15 protein-coding genes, 1 tRNA gene and 2 pseudogenes are annotated in these 16,430 nt (G+C 67.7%); 10 read left to right on the top strand and 8 right to left on the bottom strand.

The annotated features are described in order from the left end of the window. Positions 1 to 136: 136 nt before the first annotated feature. The gene (locus ACQR3U_RS10780; protein WP_006554018.1) at positions 137 to 751 is read right to left on the bottom strand and encodes an ANTAR domain-containing response regulator; all 615 of its coding nucleotides are present in this window, start codon (positions 749 to 751) and stop codon (positions 137 to 139) included. Positions 752 to 858: 107 nt separating this feature from the next. On the opposite strand from ACQR3U_RS10780, the gene ACQR3U_RS10785 reads away from it, so the two are divergent. The 6 genes from ACQR3U_RS10785 to ACQR3U_RS10810 all read left to right on the top strand — a co-directional run bounded on the left by ACQR3U_RS10785 (position 859) and on the right by ACQR3U_RS10810 (position 4,306). Next, positions 859 to 935, top strand: a tRNA-Leu gene (locus ACQR3U_RS10785). Positions 936 to 1,014: 79 nt separating this feature from the next. Beyond that, complete coding sequence (locus ACQR3U_RS10790; protein ID WP_230810521.1) at positions 1,015 to 1,548, top strand: hypothetical protein; 534 nt, start codon at positions 1,015 to 1,017, stop codon at positions 1,546 to 1,548. Between the two features lie 14 nt (positions 1,549 to 1,562). Continuing rightward, positions 1,563 to 2,225, top strand: coding sequence for a transcriptional repressor LexA (gene lexA, locus ACQR3U_RS10795; RefSeq protein WP_230810520.1), 663 nt, complete (start codon positions 1,563 to 1,565; stop codon positions 2,223 to 2,225). 610 nt (positions 2,226 to 2,835) lie between these two features. Continuing rightward, a complete protein-coding gene (locus ACQR3U_RS10800) occupies positions 2,836 to 3,018 on the top strand; it encodes a hypothetical protein (protein ID WP_019289678.1) in 183 nt (60 codons plus the stop codon). Between the two features lie 228 nt (positions 3,019 to 3,246). Further along, positions 3,247 to 3,819, top strand: a complete 573-nt coding sequence (locus tag ACQR3U_RS10805; RefSeq protein WP_006554022.1) for a hypothetical protein — start codon at positions 3,247 to 3,249, stop codon at positions 3,817 to 3,819. Positions 3,820 to 3,961: 142 nt separating this feature from the next. Continuing rightward, positions 3,962 to 4,306, top strand: a complete 345-nt coding sequence (locus ACQR3U_RS10810; protein WP_006554023.1) for a hypothetical protein — start codon at positions 3,962 to 3,964, stop codon at positions 4,304 to 4,306. Here ACQR3U_RS10810 and ACQR3U_RS10815 read toward each other — a convergent pair. Both ACQR3U_RS10815 and ACQR3U_RS10820 read right to left on the bottom strand, forming a co-directional pair. Next, positions 4,282 to 4,632, bottom strand: a complete 351-nt coding sequence (locus ACQR3U_RS10815; RefSeq protein ID WP_051121666.1) for a hypothetical protein — start codon at positions 4,630 to 4,632, stop codon at positions 4,282 to 4,284. The genes ACQR3U_RS10810 and ACQR3U_RS10815 overlap by 25 nt on opposite strands. Before the next feature lie 192 nt (positions 4,633 to 4,824). Then, positions 4,825 to 5,364 carry a flavodoxin domain-containing protein gene (locus ACQR3U_RS10820; RefSeq protein WP_006554024.1) on the bottom strand — a complete coding sequence of 180 codons (540 nt, stop codon included), beginning with the start codon at positions 5,362 to 5,364 and terminating at the stop codon, positions 4,825 to 4,827. 237 nt (positions 5,365 to 5,601) lie between these two features. Between ACQR3U_RS10820 and ACQR3U_RS10825 the strand changes: the two are divergent. Further along, positions 5,602 to 6,409, top strand: a pseudogene (locus ACQR3U_RS10825) (universal stress protein). Positions 6,410 to 6,446: 37 nt separating this feature from the next. Here the strand turns inward: ACQR3U_RS10825 and ppsA are convergent. Then, entirely contained in the window at positions 6,447 to 8,732 is a 2,286-nt protein-coding gene (gene ppsA, locus ACQR3U_RS10830; RefSeq protein WP_230810519.1) for a phosphoenolpyruvate synthase, read from the bottom strand. A gap of 174 nt (positions 8,733 to 8,906) precedes the next feature. On the opposite strand from ppsA, the gene ACQR3U_RS10835 reads away from it, so the two are divergent. The 3 genes and pseudogenes from ACQR3U_RS10835 (at position 8,907) to ACQR3U_RS10845 (ending at position 12,230) form a co-directional block, all read left to right on the top strand. Further along, complete coding sequence (locus tag ACQR3U_RS10835; RefSeq protein ID WP_269065641.1) at positions 8,907 to 9,401, top strand: potassium channel family protein; 495 nt, start codon at positions 8,907 to 8,909, stop codon at positions 9,399 to 9,401. Positions 9,402 to 9,763: 362 nt separating this feature from the next. Next, a complete protein-coding gene (locus tag ACQR3U_RS10840; protein ID WP_230810517.1) occupies positions 9,764 to 11,176 on the top strand; it encodes a WS/DGAT/MGAT family O-acyltransferase in 1,413 nt (470 codons plus the stop codon). Positions 11,177 to 11,355: 179 nt separating this feature from the next. Continuing rightward, positions 11,356 to 12,230, top strand: a pseudogene (locus ACQR3U_RS10845) (cyclopropane mycolic acid synthase family methyltransferase). Between the two features lie 93 nt (positions 12,231 to 12,323). Here the strand turns inward: ACQR3U_RS10845 and ACQR3U_RS10850 are convergent. The 4 genes from ACQR3U_RS10850 to ACQR3U_RS10865 form a co-directional block, all read right to left on the bottom strand. Further along, entirely contained in the window at positions 12,324 to 12,464 is a 141-nt protein-coding gene (locus ACQR3U_RS10850; RefSeq protein WP_255026307.1) for a hypothetical protein, read from the bottom strand. Between the two features lie 85 nt (positions 12,465 to 12,549). Further along, positions 12,550 to 13,071 (bottom strand): peptide-methionine (S)-S-oxide reductase MsrA, encoded by a 522-nt coding sequence (msrA, locus tag ACQR3U_RS10855; RefSeq protein WP_006554031.1) that lies wholly within the window; start codon positions 13,069 to 13,071, stop codon positions 12,550 to 12,552. A 66-nt stretch (positions 13,072 to 13,137) separates the two neighbouring features. Then, positions 13,138 to 14,742 (bottom strand): NADH-quinone oxidoreductase subunit NuoN, encoded by a 1,605-nt coding sequence (nuoN, locus tag ACQR3U_RS10860; protein ID WP_230810516.1) that lies wholly within the window; start codon positions 14,740 to 14,742, stop codon positions 13,138 to 13,140. Beyond that, complete coding sequence (locus tag ACQR3U_RS10865) at positions 14,739 to 16,430, bottom strand: NADH-quinone oxidoreductase subunit M (protein WP_006554033.1); 1,692 nt, start codon at positions 16,428 to 16,430, stop codon at positions 14,739 to 14,741. The genes nuoN and ACQR3U_RS10865 overlap by 4 nt, the downstream gene beginning before the upstream one ends.

Raw genomic sequence — 16,430 nt, forward strand, 5'->3', positions numbered from 1 at the left:
GGTCGAAACATAGCGGTCGGAAGCACCCCGCGAACCCGGCCGAAATCCTTGTGATACGACCGTTATCTGCGGGGCGGAGATTTGATGTGGCGGTAACGCGTCGGGCGCCGTGAGCACTCGAAACCGGTTCGCGCGGCTAGCCGGCGGTGTCGCTTCCGAGGGTCTCGAGGACGACCACCGCGACCTGCTTCATGGTGGTGCGGCGGTCCATCGCGGCGCGCTGGATCCAGCGGAACGCCTCCGGTTCGGTCATCGCATGCTTCTCCATGAGCAGTCCCTTGGCCCGGTCGACGAGCTTGCGGGTCTCGAATCGCTCGTTGAGCCCTTGCACCTCGCGCTCGAGCTCGCGCAGCTCGGAGAAGCGGCTGACGGCCACCTCGATGGCGGGCACGAGATCGCTCTTCGAGAACGGCTTGACGAGATACGCCATGGCGCCTGCGTCGCGGGCGCGTTCGACGAGCTCGCGCTGACTGAAGGCTGTGAGAATGACCACAGGGGCGATGCGCCGCTGTGCGATCTCCGAGGCGGCGTCGATGCCGTCGCGGCGCGGCATCTTGACGTCCATGATCACCAGGTCGGGCCGGAGTTCCTCGGCGAGTTCGACGGCACGCTGTCCGTCGCCGGCCTCACCGACCACCTCGTAGCCCTCCTCGCGCAGCATTTCGACGAGATCGAGCCTGATCAGGGCCTCGTCTTCCGCTACGACGACCCGACGAGGAGTTGGTGTGCTGTCGTGCGGCGCGGAGGTCATGGTCGGGCCTTCCCCTCGGTACTGGCGGTCCCCGGTGCAGGGTGGAACGTAAGAAGGGTACCGGTGCGCGCCCGCTTCGCCCGATCCTCTACAGTGGTGTCCGCAACGCCCCCGTATCCCAATTGGCAGAGGAAACGGATTCAAAACCCGTCCAGTGTGAGTTCGAGTCTCACCGGGGGCACCACTTTTCGGTTCGCGCCACACGGCCGGAGCACGCCTTCCGCATCCCGCCGATTCCGGCTCCGCTGTCGTAATGTTCCGGCGTGAGTATCTGGGTTCCCGTCGTCGTTGCACTCGTCACCGGGGTGGTGTCGTGGGCGGCCGCACGTCTGTCGCGCGAGCTGTCCCGTCGAAACCTCCGGACCCGGATCGCAGCCGATCTGGCCATCTACAACGGACTCGGCGACGAGTTCCGGAAGCGCCCCCTGCGGGAGAGCGTCGATGCCCGGTTGTGGCAGCTCGCGGCCCAGTCGATGCCGTTGGCGCCGGGATCGCGTCCGAAGCCCAGGATCCGCCGGATCCCGGCCCTGATCGCAGTGGTGTTCGTCGCCGTCGGAGCGCTCGTGTTCGTGGAACTCGTCCTGGGCATCCGGGAGGGCGATTCGGCGCGGGTGGCGCTCGCGCTGCTGGCAGGTGCCCTGGTCGGATTCTCGATTCCCGGCCTGTCCGCCGATCCGGCGGAGTTGCAGGAGCGGCAGCTCATCCGGGCGCTGCGGGAGCGACGGGCCATGGAACAGCTGCAGAACGGGCAGAGCTCCTCCGCAGGTACTCCCCCGGACCTGGCGGAGACCGCGTAGCTACGATTCTCCGGGTGACCGGTTACGACGAGTTCGACATGTTCGGGGGCCTCGACCCCGCGTCCCTGCCGCTGCGCCAGCAGCAGATCCTGGCCGCGATCCGCGACTGGATCGTTGCGCAGGGATCGTCGCCGAGCACCCGGCAGATCGCCGATTCGGTGGGTCTGCGGTCGACGTCGACGGTCTCGAAGCATCTGAAGAGCCTCGCGGACAAGGGTTTCCTCCGCCGCGGCACCGCTGTGGCGCGCCAGCTCGACGTGCGCCCCTTCCTCGGCTCGTCCGGCGGTGAACGCGCATCCGACGACACCGTGACCGTGCCGGTCGTCGGCGACATCGCCGCGGGCGCACCGATTCTCGCCGAGGAGCACACCGACGACCTGCTCACCCTCCCCCGCGATCTGGTCGGCTCCGGCACGGTCTTCGCGCTTCGCGTGCGAGGCGACTCGATGGTCGACGCGGCGATCTGCGACGGCGACACAGTGGTGGTTCGGCGGCAGCACGAGGCCCACTCCGGTCAGATCGTCGCGGCGATGATCGACGGCGAGGCGACGGTCAAGGTGTACCGGCGCCGAGGCGGCCACGTCCACCTCGAACCCCGGAACTCCGCGTACCCCGTCCTCGACGGTGACGAGGCAATCGTGCTGGGCACGGTCGTGTCCGTTATGCGCCGCATCTGACCCCTGCCGAGGTCGGCCGCAGGTCGGATCGGTGACGACCGGCGGCAACCCGTCGAGGAGATCCTGCGCGGGCGGCCCGAGAAGCGGATCGCCGGCGAGCCGGCACAGCGGCGGGCAATCCTGCAGAGAAGGACCGGTCTCCGGTCCGGGTGGGACCCTTTCAGTGAACGCGCCGAGGACGTGCTCCGAGAGCGTCCCTGCCGATCCGTAAGTCGACGCCGCGACCGAGAAATCGGGACCGAACGAGGCGGAGGCGTGGAACGAGCGGTCGTCGCTCCAACCCCGCTTCGTGCCGATCACTCCGGCGATCAGCGCCGTGCCGTAGTCCTGCGGATATCCGTCGACCGCGGTGTCGTAGGCCGTGGCCATCGCGGCGAGCACCGGCGAACCGGGATCAGTGCGCTTCTTCGTCTCGCGATAGGCGACCATGTCGTGCGTCGACGTGGTGCCCACACCCCAGTAGCCGGGCACGTGGGTGTCGGTGAGCCCGAACTCCGCCGCGGTCGACGAGATCGCCTGGGGGTATTCCGCGTGCAGGCGGTCCGCGATCGCGTCGTTCGACGACCGGATCATCTCCGTCGCGTCGGCGTGATCCGCAGGATCGACGTAGGTGAGAACGTACTCGGCCGGATACATCTTGACGATCGACACGTCGGCGCGGGACTCGTGCTCGTTCGCAGTGCCGGCGCGCAGACCGGTCGGGGTGTGCGCGAACGAGATCTGGGTACTGCTCGGAGCAGCGATCGCGCCGGTGTCGTCCAAGATCGGCACGGGCGCTGCGGAGGCGATGTGACCGCCGAGGGCGGTGAGGGCGGCTACGGCGAGGGCTGTCGCAATCGGGCGGTTACCCGAAGCGGACGAGCAGTGACGGCCGCGACCTGCACGCGGCCGTTCCTGTCGGTGCCCGCCTCTACAGTTCGGTCGTCCGAGGATCGCTCCGGAACCAGCGACACGAAACGGATCCACCATGTCGATGCCCGCCACTCCGCCCACTCGTCGACCGTGTCGATCGTCTGTCCCGGTGCGCCCCGCTCGCGGACCGGGCTCCCGGGTGATCGCGTGCCGGACGACGATCCCGTTCGGGCGCGACAACGACGGCACGCCTGTCTCGTGGGATCTGTCCGCCGGACGGCACCTGCTGATCCGACGCGACGAGCGCCGCTCGTCGCCCAGCGTGTCGCTCGACCTGATCGCGATGACGACACTGACCGGCGGCACCCACGACCTGGTGGTCATCGATCCGCACCGTCGTCATCGCTGGCTCGGTGGCTCCGCCTCGCTCCCCACGGGGCCGTGTTGCTGGGCCACCACCACCGATCAGATCACCGACGTGGTCGCCGAACTCGATTCGCCGGTCGTCGACCCCCCGCGCGTGTTGCTCGTCGCCGATCTCGCCGCGACGGTCGCGGCGCTCGACGACGAGGGGCGCACCCGGCTCGCCCGGGTAGCCGTGGACGCACGCGAACACCAGTTGCTGCTCGTCGCCACCACCGCCGACACGAATCCCCGCTGGTATCCCGAGGGGCTGATCGACGCGTTCGACGACATCGTCGCGCGGCGGCGCGAGGAGAGTCCGTCCTTCGGCCTTCGCTGATCGCTCGATCGGCCGAGGAAGTTCTCGATACCCCGTAATGCTCGATCGACGCCGAGAAAGACCGATCGAGCTGCCACAATCGTTCTACGAACACCCTCCCGTAGCGACTCGGTGATCGTCACGGTGCGCGGAGGACGGATCGATGAACGTCGGCAAAGTGGTCATGCTGGTCGTCGGTATTCTCCTCGTGCTCCTCGGAGGCGCTGCCGCGGTCGGAGCGCTCATTCTGGGGTGGTTCTTCGTCGTCCAGCGCGCCGACGGTTTCATCACCGGTCCCGAGGGGACCCTCCGGACGCAGACGCACGCGTTGGTCTCCGAACGTCTCGACCTCGTCACCGACGATCAGAGCCCCACGGGTCTGCGCAGTGAGGACATCGGCCGGCTTCTGGTGCAGGCCACCGCACTCGATCCCGCATCGGCGGTGTTCGTCGGGATCCCGTCGGGGAGGTCGAGGCCTATCTCTCAGGGGTCGCCCACACCGTCGTGACCGATCTGCGGTTCGAGCCGTTCGAGGTCACCTACCGTGACGTTCCCGGGGGCGACACCCCGGCTGCTCCTTACGCGCAACAGTTCTGGGTCGCATCGGCGGACGGGACCGGCACCCAGCAAGTGGAATGGGATCTGCGCGACGGCACATGGACCGTGGTGGTGATGAACGCCGACGCATCCGCAGGGATCGGCGTGGACGTGCGCGCCGGGATCCACATCGACCTGCTCGGACCGGCCGTGCTCGCCCTGCTGATCCTCGGTCTGGTTCTTCTCGCCGTCGGTGTCCCTCTGCTGCTCGCCGGCGCGGTCGGACTCGGTCGGCACGGGCCTCCGCCGCCCGGTCCGGTGTCCGCTCCCGCTACCGGCGCCACTCCGGTCACCGCACCTTCGCACCCGGCGGCGGTGCCCTATCCGGTGCATCTGCGCGGCGATCTCGACGAACCGTTGTCGCGGTGGCTGTGGCTGGTGAAATGGCTAGGTCTCCGTCACTCCCCCGGCCGGCCCGACCGGCACCGGTCAGCCCTGATCACGCGGTATATCGATGAGGCCTTCCCGGATCCTCTCCGTCCACGCGTCGACGTCGACCCAGTCCCGGGCATCGCCGTAGTGTCCGCCCATCAGCCGGAAGACGATCCGCCCGATTCCGGCCCAGTCGCCCGAAGCGATGGCACCGGCGAAGAAACGGTGATCACGCACATCGGTGATCGAACGGAGGTTCTGCACCGCCCGAGGTTCCGGCGTGACCCGTCGCAGATATGCCGCCACCCGGGGCGAGAGAATCGTGCTGGTCGCTCCGATCGACGAGACGGAGAACGCCCACACCGGTCGCCCTTCCGATTCGGTGCCCAGCCGATAGATCGCATCCGAAGCCTCGGGGAGCCACTGCCCGTTGTGGATCGCACTTCCGACGATCAGCGCCTCGTACGTTCGTACCGACGCGACATCGCCGAGCGCGCGCAGTTCCACGGCACCGCGGCTTTCCAGTCCCGCAGCGATGCGTTCGGCGATTCCCCGCGTCGACCCTCGAGCGGTCGCGTAGCCGATCAGGACGGACATGGCGGGGCCTTTCGGCAGTGGGTGATTGCGCCGGATGCAGTCTCCAGTGTGAGAAGCGGCGTGCACGGCACGTGAGGGTCTTCGGTCACTTCCTGCGGGCAGGTCGGGACCGTCGACTCTTGTGCGACCGACCGGTCCGAGCGTGTGCTGGCAGGGTCCCGAAACCGCAGGATCCCGGAAAAAGCAGGGCCCGAAACGGCCGTGCCCGCAGCTCGGACAGGCACCGAGGTGATCGTGATGACAGCACACCACCCCATCGTCGCCGGAGTGGACGGATCGAGAGCGTCCCTGCAGGCCGTGGTCTGGGCAGCTCGCGAGGCGGAACGGTGCCGGCTCCCGTTGTCGCTGGTCACCATCGTGTCGGTCCGCAACACGTTCGGTGTCCCGATCGGCATGCCCGCCGGATTCTTCGAGCAGGAGGGATCCGAGGGACGCGACATGCTCCTCGATGCCGCCGAATACGCGCGCCGCGCGGTGCCCGAGGATGAGCTCGACATCGAGACCCACCTGTGCACCGATTCTCCGTCGCTCGAACTGGTGGACCGATCGAAGTCGGCGTCGATGGTCGTGGTCGGGGCCGGGGACAACCGGTTCGGCTGGGAGCGATTCGGTTCGGTCAGCCGAGCGGTGGTCACGCGTCCGGTGGTCGTCGGCGTCGACGGTTCGGAGCACAGTGTGCGCGGTGTCCGCCGCGTTCGAGGAGGCCTCGCTGCGCGGCACCGACGTGGTGGCAGCCCACGCGTGGTCCGACCTCGATGTGCGCGGTCCGTTCCGATTCCGGATCGAGTGGGACAGCGTGGAGAACAAGGAGCGGGCACTGTTGTCCGAGAGTCTCGCCGGGCACGGCGAGGAGTTCCCCGACGTGCGGGTGCACCCGGTGGTGGTGCTGGACCAGCCCTCCCACTATCTGGCATCGCACGCTGCCGATGCGCAGTTGCTCGTTCTCGGCCGTCGTGGTCGAGGCGGGTTCCCGAACCTGATGCTGGGATCCACCACATGGGCGCTGCTGCACACGGTGACCTGGCCCGTGATGGTCGTCCCGTAGTGCGCGGCGCCCCTGACGAAGGACGGTTCCCCGCCGGTCATGCCCCGGCGCGCCGGGCGCGGTCGAGCAGGATGCGTTGTTCCGCTCGCGCCACCGTCCGTCTCGTCTGCGCCGCGGCGTCGGGCGCGACCGACACGGAGGTGATGCCGCGCCGCACGAGATGCTCGGCGAGGTCGGTGCTCGTCGACACGGCCTGACCGCACAACGACGTCGTCAGTCCCGCGGCCGAGGCCCGTTCGATGATGTGGTCGATCGCGTCGAGCACCGCGGGGTCGAGGGTGTCGAACAGGTCCTTGCACACCTCCGAGTCCCGGTCCACGCCGAGCATCAACTGCGTGAGGTCGTTGGTTCCGATGGACACGCCGTGGATGCCGAGCTTCGCGTATTCCGGCAACCAGTAGACGACCGACGGGACCTCGGCCATGATCCAGCGCTGCATGCGCTGGTCGGAACCGAGCGGATGCCGGTCGAGTTGGGCGAGGCAGTCCCGCAGCTCCCAGCGGGTGCGCACGAACGGGATCATCAGATGCACATTCGGGTGTGTGCGCCGAACCCGGTGCAGCACATCGAGATCCAAGGAGAACAGTTCCGGATCCCGAATGTACCGGAAGCACCCGCGGTAACCGATCATCGGGTTCTCTTCGTGGGGTTCGACCTCCCCACCCTCGAGATCGGCGAATTCGTTGCTGCGCAAGTCGATCGCACGGTATACGACCGGACGCGGGGCGAATGCCGCCGCGATCCGCGCCAGGCCACCCGCCATCTTCTCCACGTACTCGTCGCGGCGTCCCTGCGCGATCATGCGCGAAGGGTGTTCGCCCGCGAGTGCTTCGGTGATCATGAACTCGGCACGGAGCAGACCGACGCCGTCGACATCGGTCGCGGCGACCGACTCCGCGGCATCCGGAGTTGCGAGATTGACGTACACCGCTGTGGCCGTAACGGTTTCGGCGGCGACGGCCGACGCCGCAGGCGCGGATACCGTCGCGACGGGCCGTTCCGCCGTGTGGACTGCGCCGTCGAACACCACACCGGCGTTGCCGTCGACGGTGATCAGTTGCCCTGCCTTCAGATCCTTGGTGGCGGTACGTGCACCGACCACGACGGGCTTGCCGAGTTCGCGTCCGACGATGGCCGCGTGGCAGGTGATACCACCACCGTCGGTGACGATGCCGCCGGCGCGGCGCAGAATCGGCAACCAGTCGGGTCTGGTCATCGGCGCCACGATGATCTCGCCGTCGTTCAGCTTCTTCCCGTCGACCAGTTCGTGGAGCACCCGCACTCGGCCGGTCGCCGTCCCGGGGCCGGCACCGAGACCGGCCAGCAATGCTCGTGCCTCGCCGTTTCCGGACGGGGCGGGCGCCGCCGGTTGATCGAGCGTGGTGATCGGGCGGGTCTGCACGATCCACAATTCGTCGTCCGCGAACGCGAACTCGAGGTCCTGGGGGCGCCCGTAGTGCTCTTCGACTCCGGCGGCCAGGCGCGCGACGCGCACGAGCTGATCGTCGTCGAGCACTCGGGTGCGGCGCGTGGGATCGACGGCGACGCGACTGTCCCCGCTGTCGGTGGAGGTGATGCGGAACTCCTGATGACCGAGACGCACGTCGAGCACCTCGAGGCCGTCCTTCGCGACGACATAGGTGTCGGGTTCGACCTGCCCGCCGACGACGACCTCTCCGAGACCGACAGCTGCCTCGATGACGATGCGATCGAGTTCGCCCGTGCGCGGGTCGGCCGTGAAGGCCACGCCCGACAATTCGGACTTCACCATCACCTGGACCACCACCGCGATGGACGGCTCGTCGGTCACCCCGCGCAACCCTCGGTAGGTGCGGGCGCGTTCGGACCACAACGAGGCCCAGCACGCCTGCACCGCGCGGATCACCGCGTCCGGACCGATGACGTTCGTGTACGACTCGTGGATCCCGGCGAACGATGTGTCGGAGGCGTCCTCCGCGGGAGCCGACGACCGCACTGCAACCGGCGCGTCGGGACCGAGGCTCTCGTAGGCGGAGACGATCGCCGCGCGCATCCCGGCCGGGACGCTCGAACCCGTCACCAGAGCGGCGAGTTCCGCGGAGGTACGGATGAGGGTGGCGTCGTCGATATCGGGGTCGGGCACGGCCTCGGCGGCCAGCCGGGATCGGATGCCGGCTGCGTCCATCGCGTCGAGATAGGCGGCGGTGGTGACGGCGAACGCCGGCGGTACCGGAAAGCCTGCGCGGGTGAGCTCTCCGAGGTTCGCGGACTTGCCACCGACGGTCGGCGCGTCGGCGGCGCCCACCTCCGCGATCGGTCGGACCCACAGTTCGTGTTCGGTCATCGACGACTCCCCACACTCCCCGCCCGCGTCGACCTTCCGGGCCGGATCGGATACTCGGTCTTCCCATCGTCGCCCCGGCCCGATCGATACCGTAGGGGCAAAGGTCATCATTCCGGGACGGGGACGACCGTGGCCGATCCTCCGCGCACACCTGATCCACGGGAGCGGAAACGGTTGATCCTGACCGCGATAGCGCGTCCGACGCTCACCGCCTTCGTGCTGGTCAGCGTTTACTTCGTGATTCCGGTCGAGCATGTCCGCAGCACGTCCGAGGTCCTGACCCTCGTCGGTGGTGGCACTGCGGTCCTGATGGTCGGCTGGTGGCAGATCCGCAGGATTCTCGCGTCCGAGTACCCGGCGGTCCAGGCCGTCGAGGCACTCACCACGATCGTGTCCGCCTATCTCGTGGTCTTCGCAACCCTTTACCTCCGCATGTCCGTGGCGCGTCCGGACAACTTCACCGAACCACTGTCCCGCGTCGATGCCCTGTACTTCTGTCTGACGGTCTTCTCCACGGTGGGATTCGGGGACATCTCCGCTGTAACCGAGACCGCGCGAGCCGTCGTGTCGGTGCAGATGATCGCAAATCTGATCTTCCTCGCTCTCGGGATCCGATTGCTCACGGCCGCCGTGCAGTGGCGTCGTCGCAATCGCGGGGACGAGGAGTGACCGATCACGGGATCGACCTACGCGATTCGGCGTCCGGGTATTCCCCAACCGCCGCGCGGGGTGATCCTTGAAAGGATTCGACGTCCACTGGCAGATGTCGGAGGTCCGAGATGCTGAATGGGGAACCGTCGTCGACAGCGTCATGTGGACCGCGAAAGCGCCTCGGAGTTCGCAAATCGGACAACAATTCTCACTTCGTGGGAAATCGGGCGTCCGGACTTGGCGATATGGCCCGGTGTCGCGTATTAGTTGTGTCGCGTCATAAATCTGTGATGGGGGTCATGGTTTGACGCACATGTCGACGGGGCAGCTGGGGGCCTCGTCGCGAACTGCCCGGGGTACCGGGCGGAGGAAACGTGCTGATGCGTCCACCCATGTCGCCCGCCGATTCGATGTTCCTTCTCGGGGAGTCCCGTGATCATCCGATGCATGTGGGCGGACTGATCCTTCTGAGTCCCCAGGACAGTACGAGCGCCGCGGATCTCGGGGCACTGTTCACCGCCGCCACACAGAACGGTGAGGTCGCCCCGCTGTGGCGTAAGCGCGCGGTCCGCTCCCTGGGCACCTTCGGCCAGTGGGCGTGGGAAGAGGACTCGGAATTGGACCTGAGCTACCACGTACAACGCAACGCGTTGCCGCAGCCCGGCGGGCTCGACGAACTGTGGGATCTCGTCTCCCGGCTGCACAGCACGCTGCTCGACCGGAGCCGGCCGTTGTGGCAGATGCATGTCATCGAGGGTCTCGCGGACGGCCGGCTCGCCGTTTACACGAAGATCCACCATGCCCTCGCCGACGGCGTGGGCGCGATGAAGTTGCTGCGCCGCGCCCTGAGTCCGGACTCCGAGCAGACCGACATGCCGGCACCGTGGTCGCTCTTCGACGCGCCGAGCCGCTCCCACTCGTCCGGGACCGCGCCAGATCTTCCCGAAGCCGCGATGCAGGCGGTGCGGACGGCGACGTCCGAGGTCACCGGTTTCGTGCCCGCGCTGGCCGGCACCGTGAACAGGGCGCTGCGCGGCGGTGGCGGATCGCTGTCGCTCGCCGCGCCGAACACCATGATCAACGTGCCGATCTCGGGGACGCGCCGGTTTGCCGCGCGCTCGTGGACGCTGACCCGCCTGCGTGCTGTGTCGAGAGCGGCCGACGCGACCGTCAACGATGTCGTGCTGGCCATGTCGTCGGGAGCACTGCGCGCCTTCCTGAGCGAGCAGGGGGCGTTGCCCGACAAGTCGCTCGTGGCCATGGTCCCGATGTGCCTGCGACCCGACAAAGATTGCGCCGGAAACGAACTCGGTGTCCTGATGGCTGATATGGGTACGGATCTCGCCGATCCGGCCGACCGGCTGGCCCGGGTGTCGGCATCGACGACGCAGGGCAAGGCCTCCATGCAGGGGATGTCCTCCCTGTCCCGGTTGGCGGCCAGTGCACTCGGCGTCGCGCCTCTGGCGGTGGGGATCCTCACCCGCAATCGTGCACTCCCGCGACCGCCCTTCAACGTCATCGTCTCGAACGTGCCGGGAGCTCCGGATCCGTTGTACTGGAACGGCGCTCGCGTGGATGCGGTGTATCCACTGTCCGTGCCGGTCGACGGTCAGGCACTGAACATCACGTGCACGAGCACCGACGACGCGATCGCTTTCGGCCTGACCTCGTGCAGTCGCAGCCTGCCGCAGCTGCAGCCTCTGCTCGACCACTTCGATACCGCCCTCGGAGAGCTGGAGGACGCGTTCGACATCGTGCCGGTCGCCGACGAGACATCCGTCCGTGCGGGCTGACACCACGGAATAACGGCAGCACGCCGGTGCCCGAGTCGGACATCTGCCCCAGGAATCGCCGTTCCCGTGGGAGAAGGCGCTCTGCCGGAGCACTATCGACCGATAGCGGTGTATCGCCGGGACGCACCGACGCCCCGCACCGGAACTCGTGTCCCACTCCTCGCGGAGAGTAGGTCCGAATGCAGCAACTGACGCCGTTCTACGAGAAGGTCCAGACCCACTACGACCTGTCCGACGACTTCTTCGAACTGTTCCTCGACCCCACGCGCACGTACAGTTGCGCCTACTTCGAATGCGACAACATGAACCTCGAGGAAGCTCAGATCGCGAAAGTCGATCTTGCTCTCCGTAAGTGCGATCTCCGGCCCGGGATGACGCTGCTGGATATCGGTTGCGGTTGGGGCTCGACGATGATGCGGGCGGTGGAGCGATACGACGTGCACGTCATCGGTCTGACGTTGAGCCGCAACCAGTACGAACACGTGTCCGGTCTGCTCTCGGGCATGTCCTCCGGAGGCCGTACCGCGGAAGTGCGTCTACAAGGCTGGGAGGGTTCGACGAGCCGGTGGACCGCATAGTCAGCATCGGAGCGTTCGAGCATTTCCGCCGACAGCGGTACGACACCTTCTTCGACCGCGCCTCTCGCATCCTGCCCGACGACGGCAGGATGCTGCTGCACACCATCGTGGGCCATTCCCGCGCCCAGTTCGAGGCGATGAAGGTGCCGGTCACCCGCGAGGACGCACTGTTCCTGCGGTTCATCATGAGGGAAATCTTCCCCGGAGGACAGCTCCCCGACCGGGATCTGGTCATCACCGGCGCACAACGCAACAGCTTCTGGGTGCAGAACATCGAGTCCCTGCAACCTCATTACGCTCGCACGCTCGACCTGTGGGCGCGAGCCCTCGAGGCGCGGCGCAACGACGCGGTGCGGATGGCCTCCGAGGAGGTCTACCAGCGATACATCAGGTACCTCATCGGGTGCGCCGCGAACTTCCGACGTCGCCTCATCGACGTCCAGCAGTTCACCCTCGTGAAGCAGCAGCACCGCTGAGGCTCGGTCCCGAGGGACCGGCGGCACAACGAAACCGGTGAGCCTGCACGCCGATCCGCTGCCCGGGTGGACAACGGATCAGCGAGGGGCAGATCAGTGCGGGCCGCGGCGCTTCTGCTGCAGCTTGGCGAGCATCTCCTTGGCCTTGCGCTGATTCTCGGGCTTGGCCGCTTCGCGTCGGGCGACCTGGATCGCCTTGACCACGGCGGCGCTCTTCATAGCCTTGCCGAACATTCCCATCGAGTACTCCTCCGCAGTGGCGTCACAACCTGTACCTCCACGATACGGATCCGCGGAAGGAACCACCCGTGCGCGTGATTCAGTTCGCCGCGTCGGCGATGCGACTGTTCGGCAGCCTCCAGTCCGGCCGCGGGAAGTGGCAGGTGTACCCGTTCGGGTAGTGCTGGAGATAGTCCTGGTGCTCGGGTTCGGCCTCCCAGAAGGTGCTCGCGGGAGTCACCTCGGTGACCACCGTGCCGGGCCACAGACCCGACGCCTCGACGTCGGCGATGGTGTCCACCGCGACCTGCTTCTGCTCGTCGTCGAGGTAGAAGATCGCAGAACGGTAGGACGCCCCGACGTCGTTGCCCTGCCGGTTCAGGGTGGTCGGATCGTGGATCTGGAAGAAGAACTCGAGCAGCGCCCGGTAGTCGGTCCGTGCGGGGTCGTAGACGATCTCGACGGACTCCGCGTGCCCCGGATGGTTGCGGTAGGTAGGGTGATCGTTCTGCCCACCGGTGTAGCCGACCCGCGTCGACACCACCCCGGGCTGTCTCCGGATCAGCTCCTCCATACCCCAGAAGCATCCGCCTGCCAGAATCGCGTTGCGTGTATCGGTCATTACGCCTCCTCGGGAGGTGGAACCGATACGACGGTCGCGACATTCCCTGCCCGCGCCCGCTCGTGGTCAGAGCACGAACACCGCCGCCCGTTCGGCGAGGTCGAGGACGGGTTGCGGCAGGATGCCGAGCAGCACCGTCGCCACCGCCGCGAACGCGATCGCCGCGCTCGTCGCCACGGTCGAGGTCGCGAGCCGCGGGGCGTCGTCGGTCGGGTCGGTGAAGAACATCAGCACGATCACCCGCACGTAGAAGTAGGCGGCGACCGCACTGACCAGCACACCGACGATCACGAGCGGAGCCGCACCGCCCTCGATCGCCGCACCGAAGACCGCGAACTTCGCGATGAACCCGCTGGTGAGCGGAATGCCCGCCAGCGACAGCAGGAACAGCGCGAACGCCCCGCCGAGCAACGGTGAGCGCCGCCCGACACCGGCCCAGCGCGACAGCTCCCACGTCTCGCCTTCCGGGTCGCGCACCAGCGTCACCACGGCGAACACACCGACCGTCCCGATCCCGTAGACGAGCAGATAGAACAACGTCGACGACACCCCGGACGCGGTGCCGGCCACGACACCGGTGAGCACGAATCCGGTATGGCTGATCGCCGAGTACGCGAGCATGCGCTTGATGTCGTTCTGCGTCACCGCCAGAACCGCACCGACGATCATCGTCGCGATCGCGACGGCCCACAGGATCGGACGCCACTGGTCGGCGGAACCGGGAACCGCGACGTAGAGCACTCGCAGCAGTGCGCCGAATGCGGCGATCTTCGTCGCGGCGGCCATGAACGCCGTCACGGGCGTCGGCGCGCCCTGATAGACGTCCGGCGTCCACGAATGGAAGGGCACCGCTCCGATCTTGAAGAGCAACCCGACGGCCAGCAGACCCACCCCGACGAGCGCGGTGGTCTCGCTGCCCGCGCCGGTGTCGATGGCCAGGGCGATCCCGCCGAGGTGGACGGTCCCGGCGTAGCCGTAGAGCATCGCCACGCCGTACAGGAAGAACGCCGACGAGAACGCGCCCAGCAGGAAGTACTTCAGTGCTGCTTCCTGGGAGAGCGACCGCCGGCGCCGCGCCAGACCGCACAGCAGGTACAGCGGCAGCGACAGCACCTCGAGCGCGACGAACATCGTCAGCAGGTCGTTCGAGGCCGGGAACACGAGCATCCCGCCCACCGCGAACAGCAGGAGCGGGAAAACCTCGGTCCGTGCGCCGCCCGCCGCGAGCGCCTGCCGTTCGGCCGCGGTACCCGGAATCGCCGACGCCTGGGGCGCGAATGCGTCGAGATGCGCACCGGCCGCGGCGCGGGAAACCGATTGCGCGCGAACCTGTTCGATACTCCGTTCCGCGACGAGCGCAACCGACAGCACCGCCACGATCAGGACCGATCCCTGCAGGAACAGCGCCGGTCCGTCGATCACGACCGCCCCCGACAGGGTGGTCGCACCGGTTCCCGCGAGCATCACCACGGCGACGAACGCCGCCACGAGCGCACCCGTCGTCAGGAGCACGTGGGCGAGGTAGCGTGCCGAGGCCGGCGCGAACGACTCGATCAGCACACCGACGACGGCGGCGGCGAAGACGATGAGGATCGGTGCGATCAGTCCGTAGTCGATCGCCGGGGCGGGAATTGATGCGGCTAGAACGACGATGCCCTCGGAGGGGTTCATTCGGCTTCACCTTCCTCGGAACCGTGCGCGGGAACACCGCTCTCGGCGACGGGTCGCTCGGCGGGCACCACCGGTTCGGGCCGGGAGATGTCGATCGAGACGAGCGTGTCGTCGACCGCCGGGGTGATGACATCGAGCGCGGGTTTCGGATAGATCCCCAGAACGAGCAGCAACGCGATCAGCGGCGCGACCACCGCGACCTCACGAGGCACGAGATCGGAGAGCCTGCGGGCGTGTTCGGCACCGCCGTTCCCGTCGTCACCGTCGTCCCCACCGGGCAGGCGCACGGGTCCGCCCATCATGCGCTGGTAGAGCCACAGCACGTAGAGCGCGGACAGCACGAGCGCGAGTGTCGCGATCACCGCAGCCACCTGGTAGCGCGGATAGGTGCCGACGAAGACGAGGAACTCGCTGACGAACGGCGCGAGCCCGGGCAGGGACAGGGTCGCCAGTCCGGCGACGAGGAAGGTTCCGGCGAGGACCGGAGCGACCTTCTGCACCCCGCCATAGGCGGCGATGGTGCGGTCTCCGCGCCGCGAGACGAGGAAACCGGCAATGAGGAACAGTGCGGCCGTGGAGATCCCGTGGTTGACCATGTACAGCGTCGAGCCGGCCTGCCCCTGCGAGGTCAGCGCGAAGATGCCGAGGACGATGAACCCGAAGTGCGAGATGGAGGTGTAGGCGATCAGGCGCATCACGTCGGTCTGACCGATCGCGAGCACCGCGCCGTAGACGATGCCGATGACAGCGAGAGTCACCACGACCGGCGCGAAGGTCACCGAGGCGTCGGGGAAGAGCTGCAGGCAGTAGCGCAGCATGCCGAAGGTGCCGACTTTGTCGACCACTGCCATCATGAGCACCGCCGCGACCGGCGTGGTCCGCACCGCCGCGTCGGGTAGCCACCCGTGCAGCGGCCACAGTGGAGCCTTCACCGCGAAGGCGACGAGGAAACCGAAACACAGTGCGGCGAGCACGGCGGGGGTTGCGTCGAGATCACCGGCGACGGCGGCGGCGGTGACGGTCCGGACGTCGAAGGTGCCCACTCCCGCGGTCTCCCCCAGCCCGGATCGGGCGGTGACCACGTACAGGCCGATCAACGCGGCGAGCATCACCAGTCCGCCGAGCAGGTTGTACAGCAGGAACTTCACGGCGGCTCGTGCCCGGTCGGCACGCGGTGTCCCCGGCGAACCGAACCCGCCGATGAGGAAGTACATCGGGACGAGCATCGCCTCGAAGAAGACGTAGAACAGCAGGATGTCGAGGGCGGTGAACGACACGAGCACCATCGACTCGACGAGCAGGATCAGCGCCACATAGGTGTGCGCGGAGCGTGGGCGGGCCGCGCCGGCGTCCTCGTCGGCGGCGCGGTGATCGTGCCATCCGGCGGCCAGGAGCAACGGCACGAGCGCGGCGGTCAACAGGACCAGCACCAGGGCGATGCCGTCGACGCCGAGCCGGTAGCCGGCGCCGAACGAGGGGATCCAGTCGTGCGATTCGACGAACTGGAAACGCTCTCCCGCGCGGTCGAATCCGACGGCAACGATCACCGCGACCACCAGAACGGCGATCGACACCGTCAGGGCGATCGACCGGGTGGCGGAACCGAGGCGTGCGGGCAGGGCCGCGATCGCGGCGGCGCCGAGCAGCGGGAGCACCCACAGGATCGTCAACCAGGGAACGGTGGTCAC

It is taken from the genome of Rhodococcus sp. IEGM1339 (assembly GCF_050321925.1).
Lineage (GTDB): Bacteria > Actinomycetota > Actinomycetes > Mycobacteriales > Mycobacteriaceae > Rhodococcus > Rhodococcus pyridinivorans.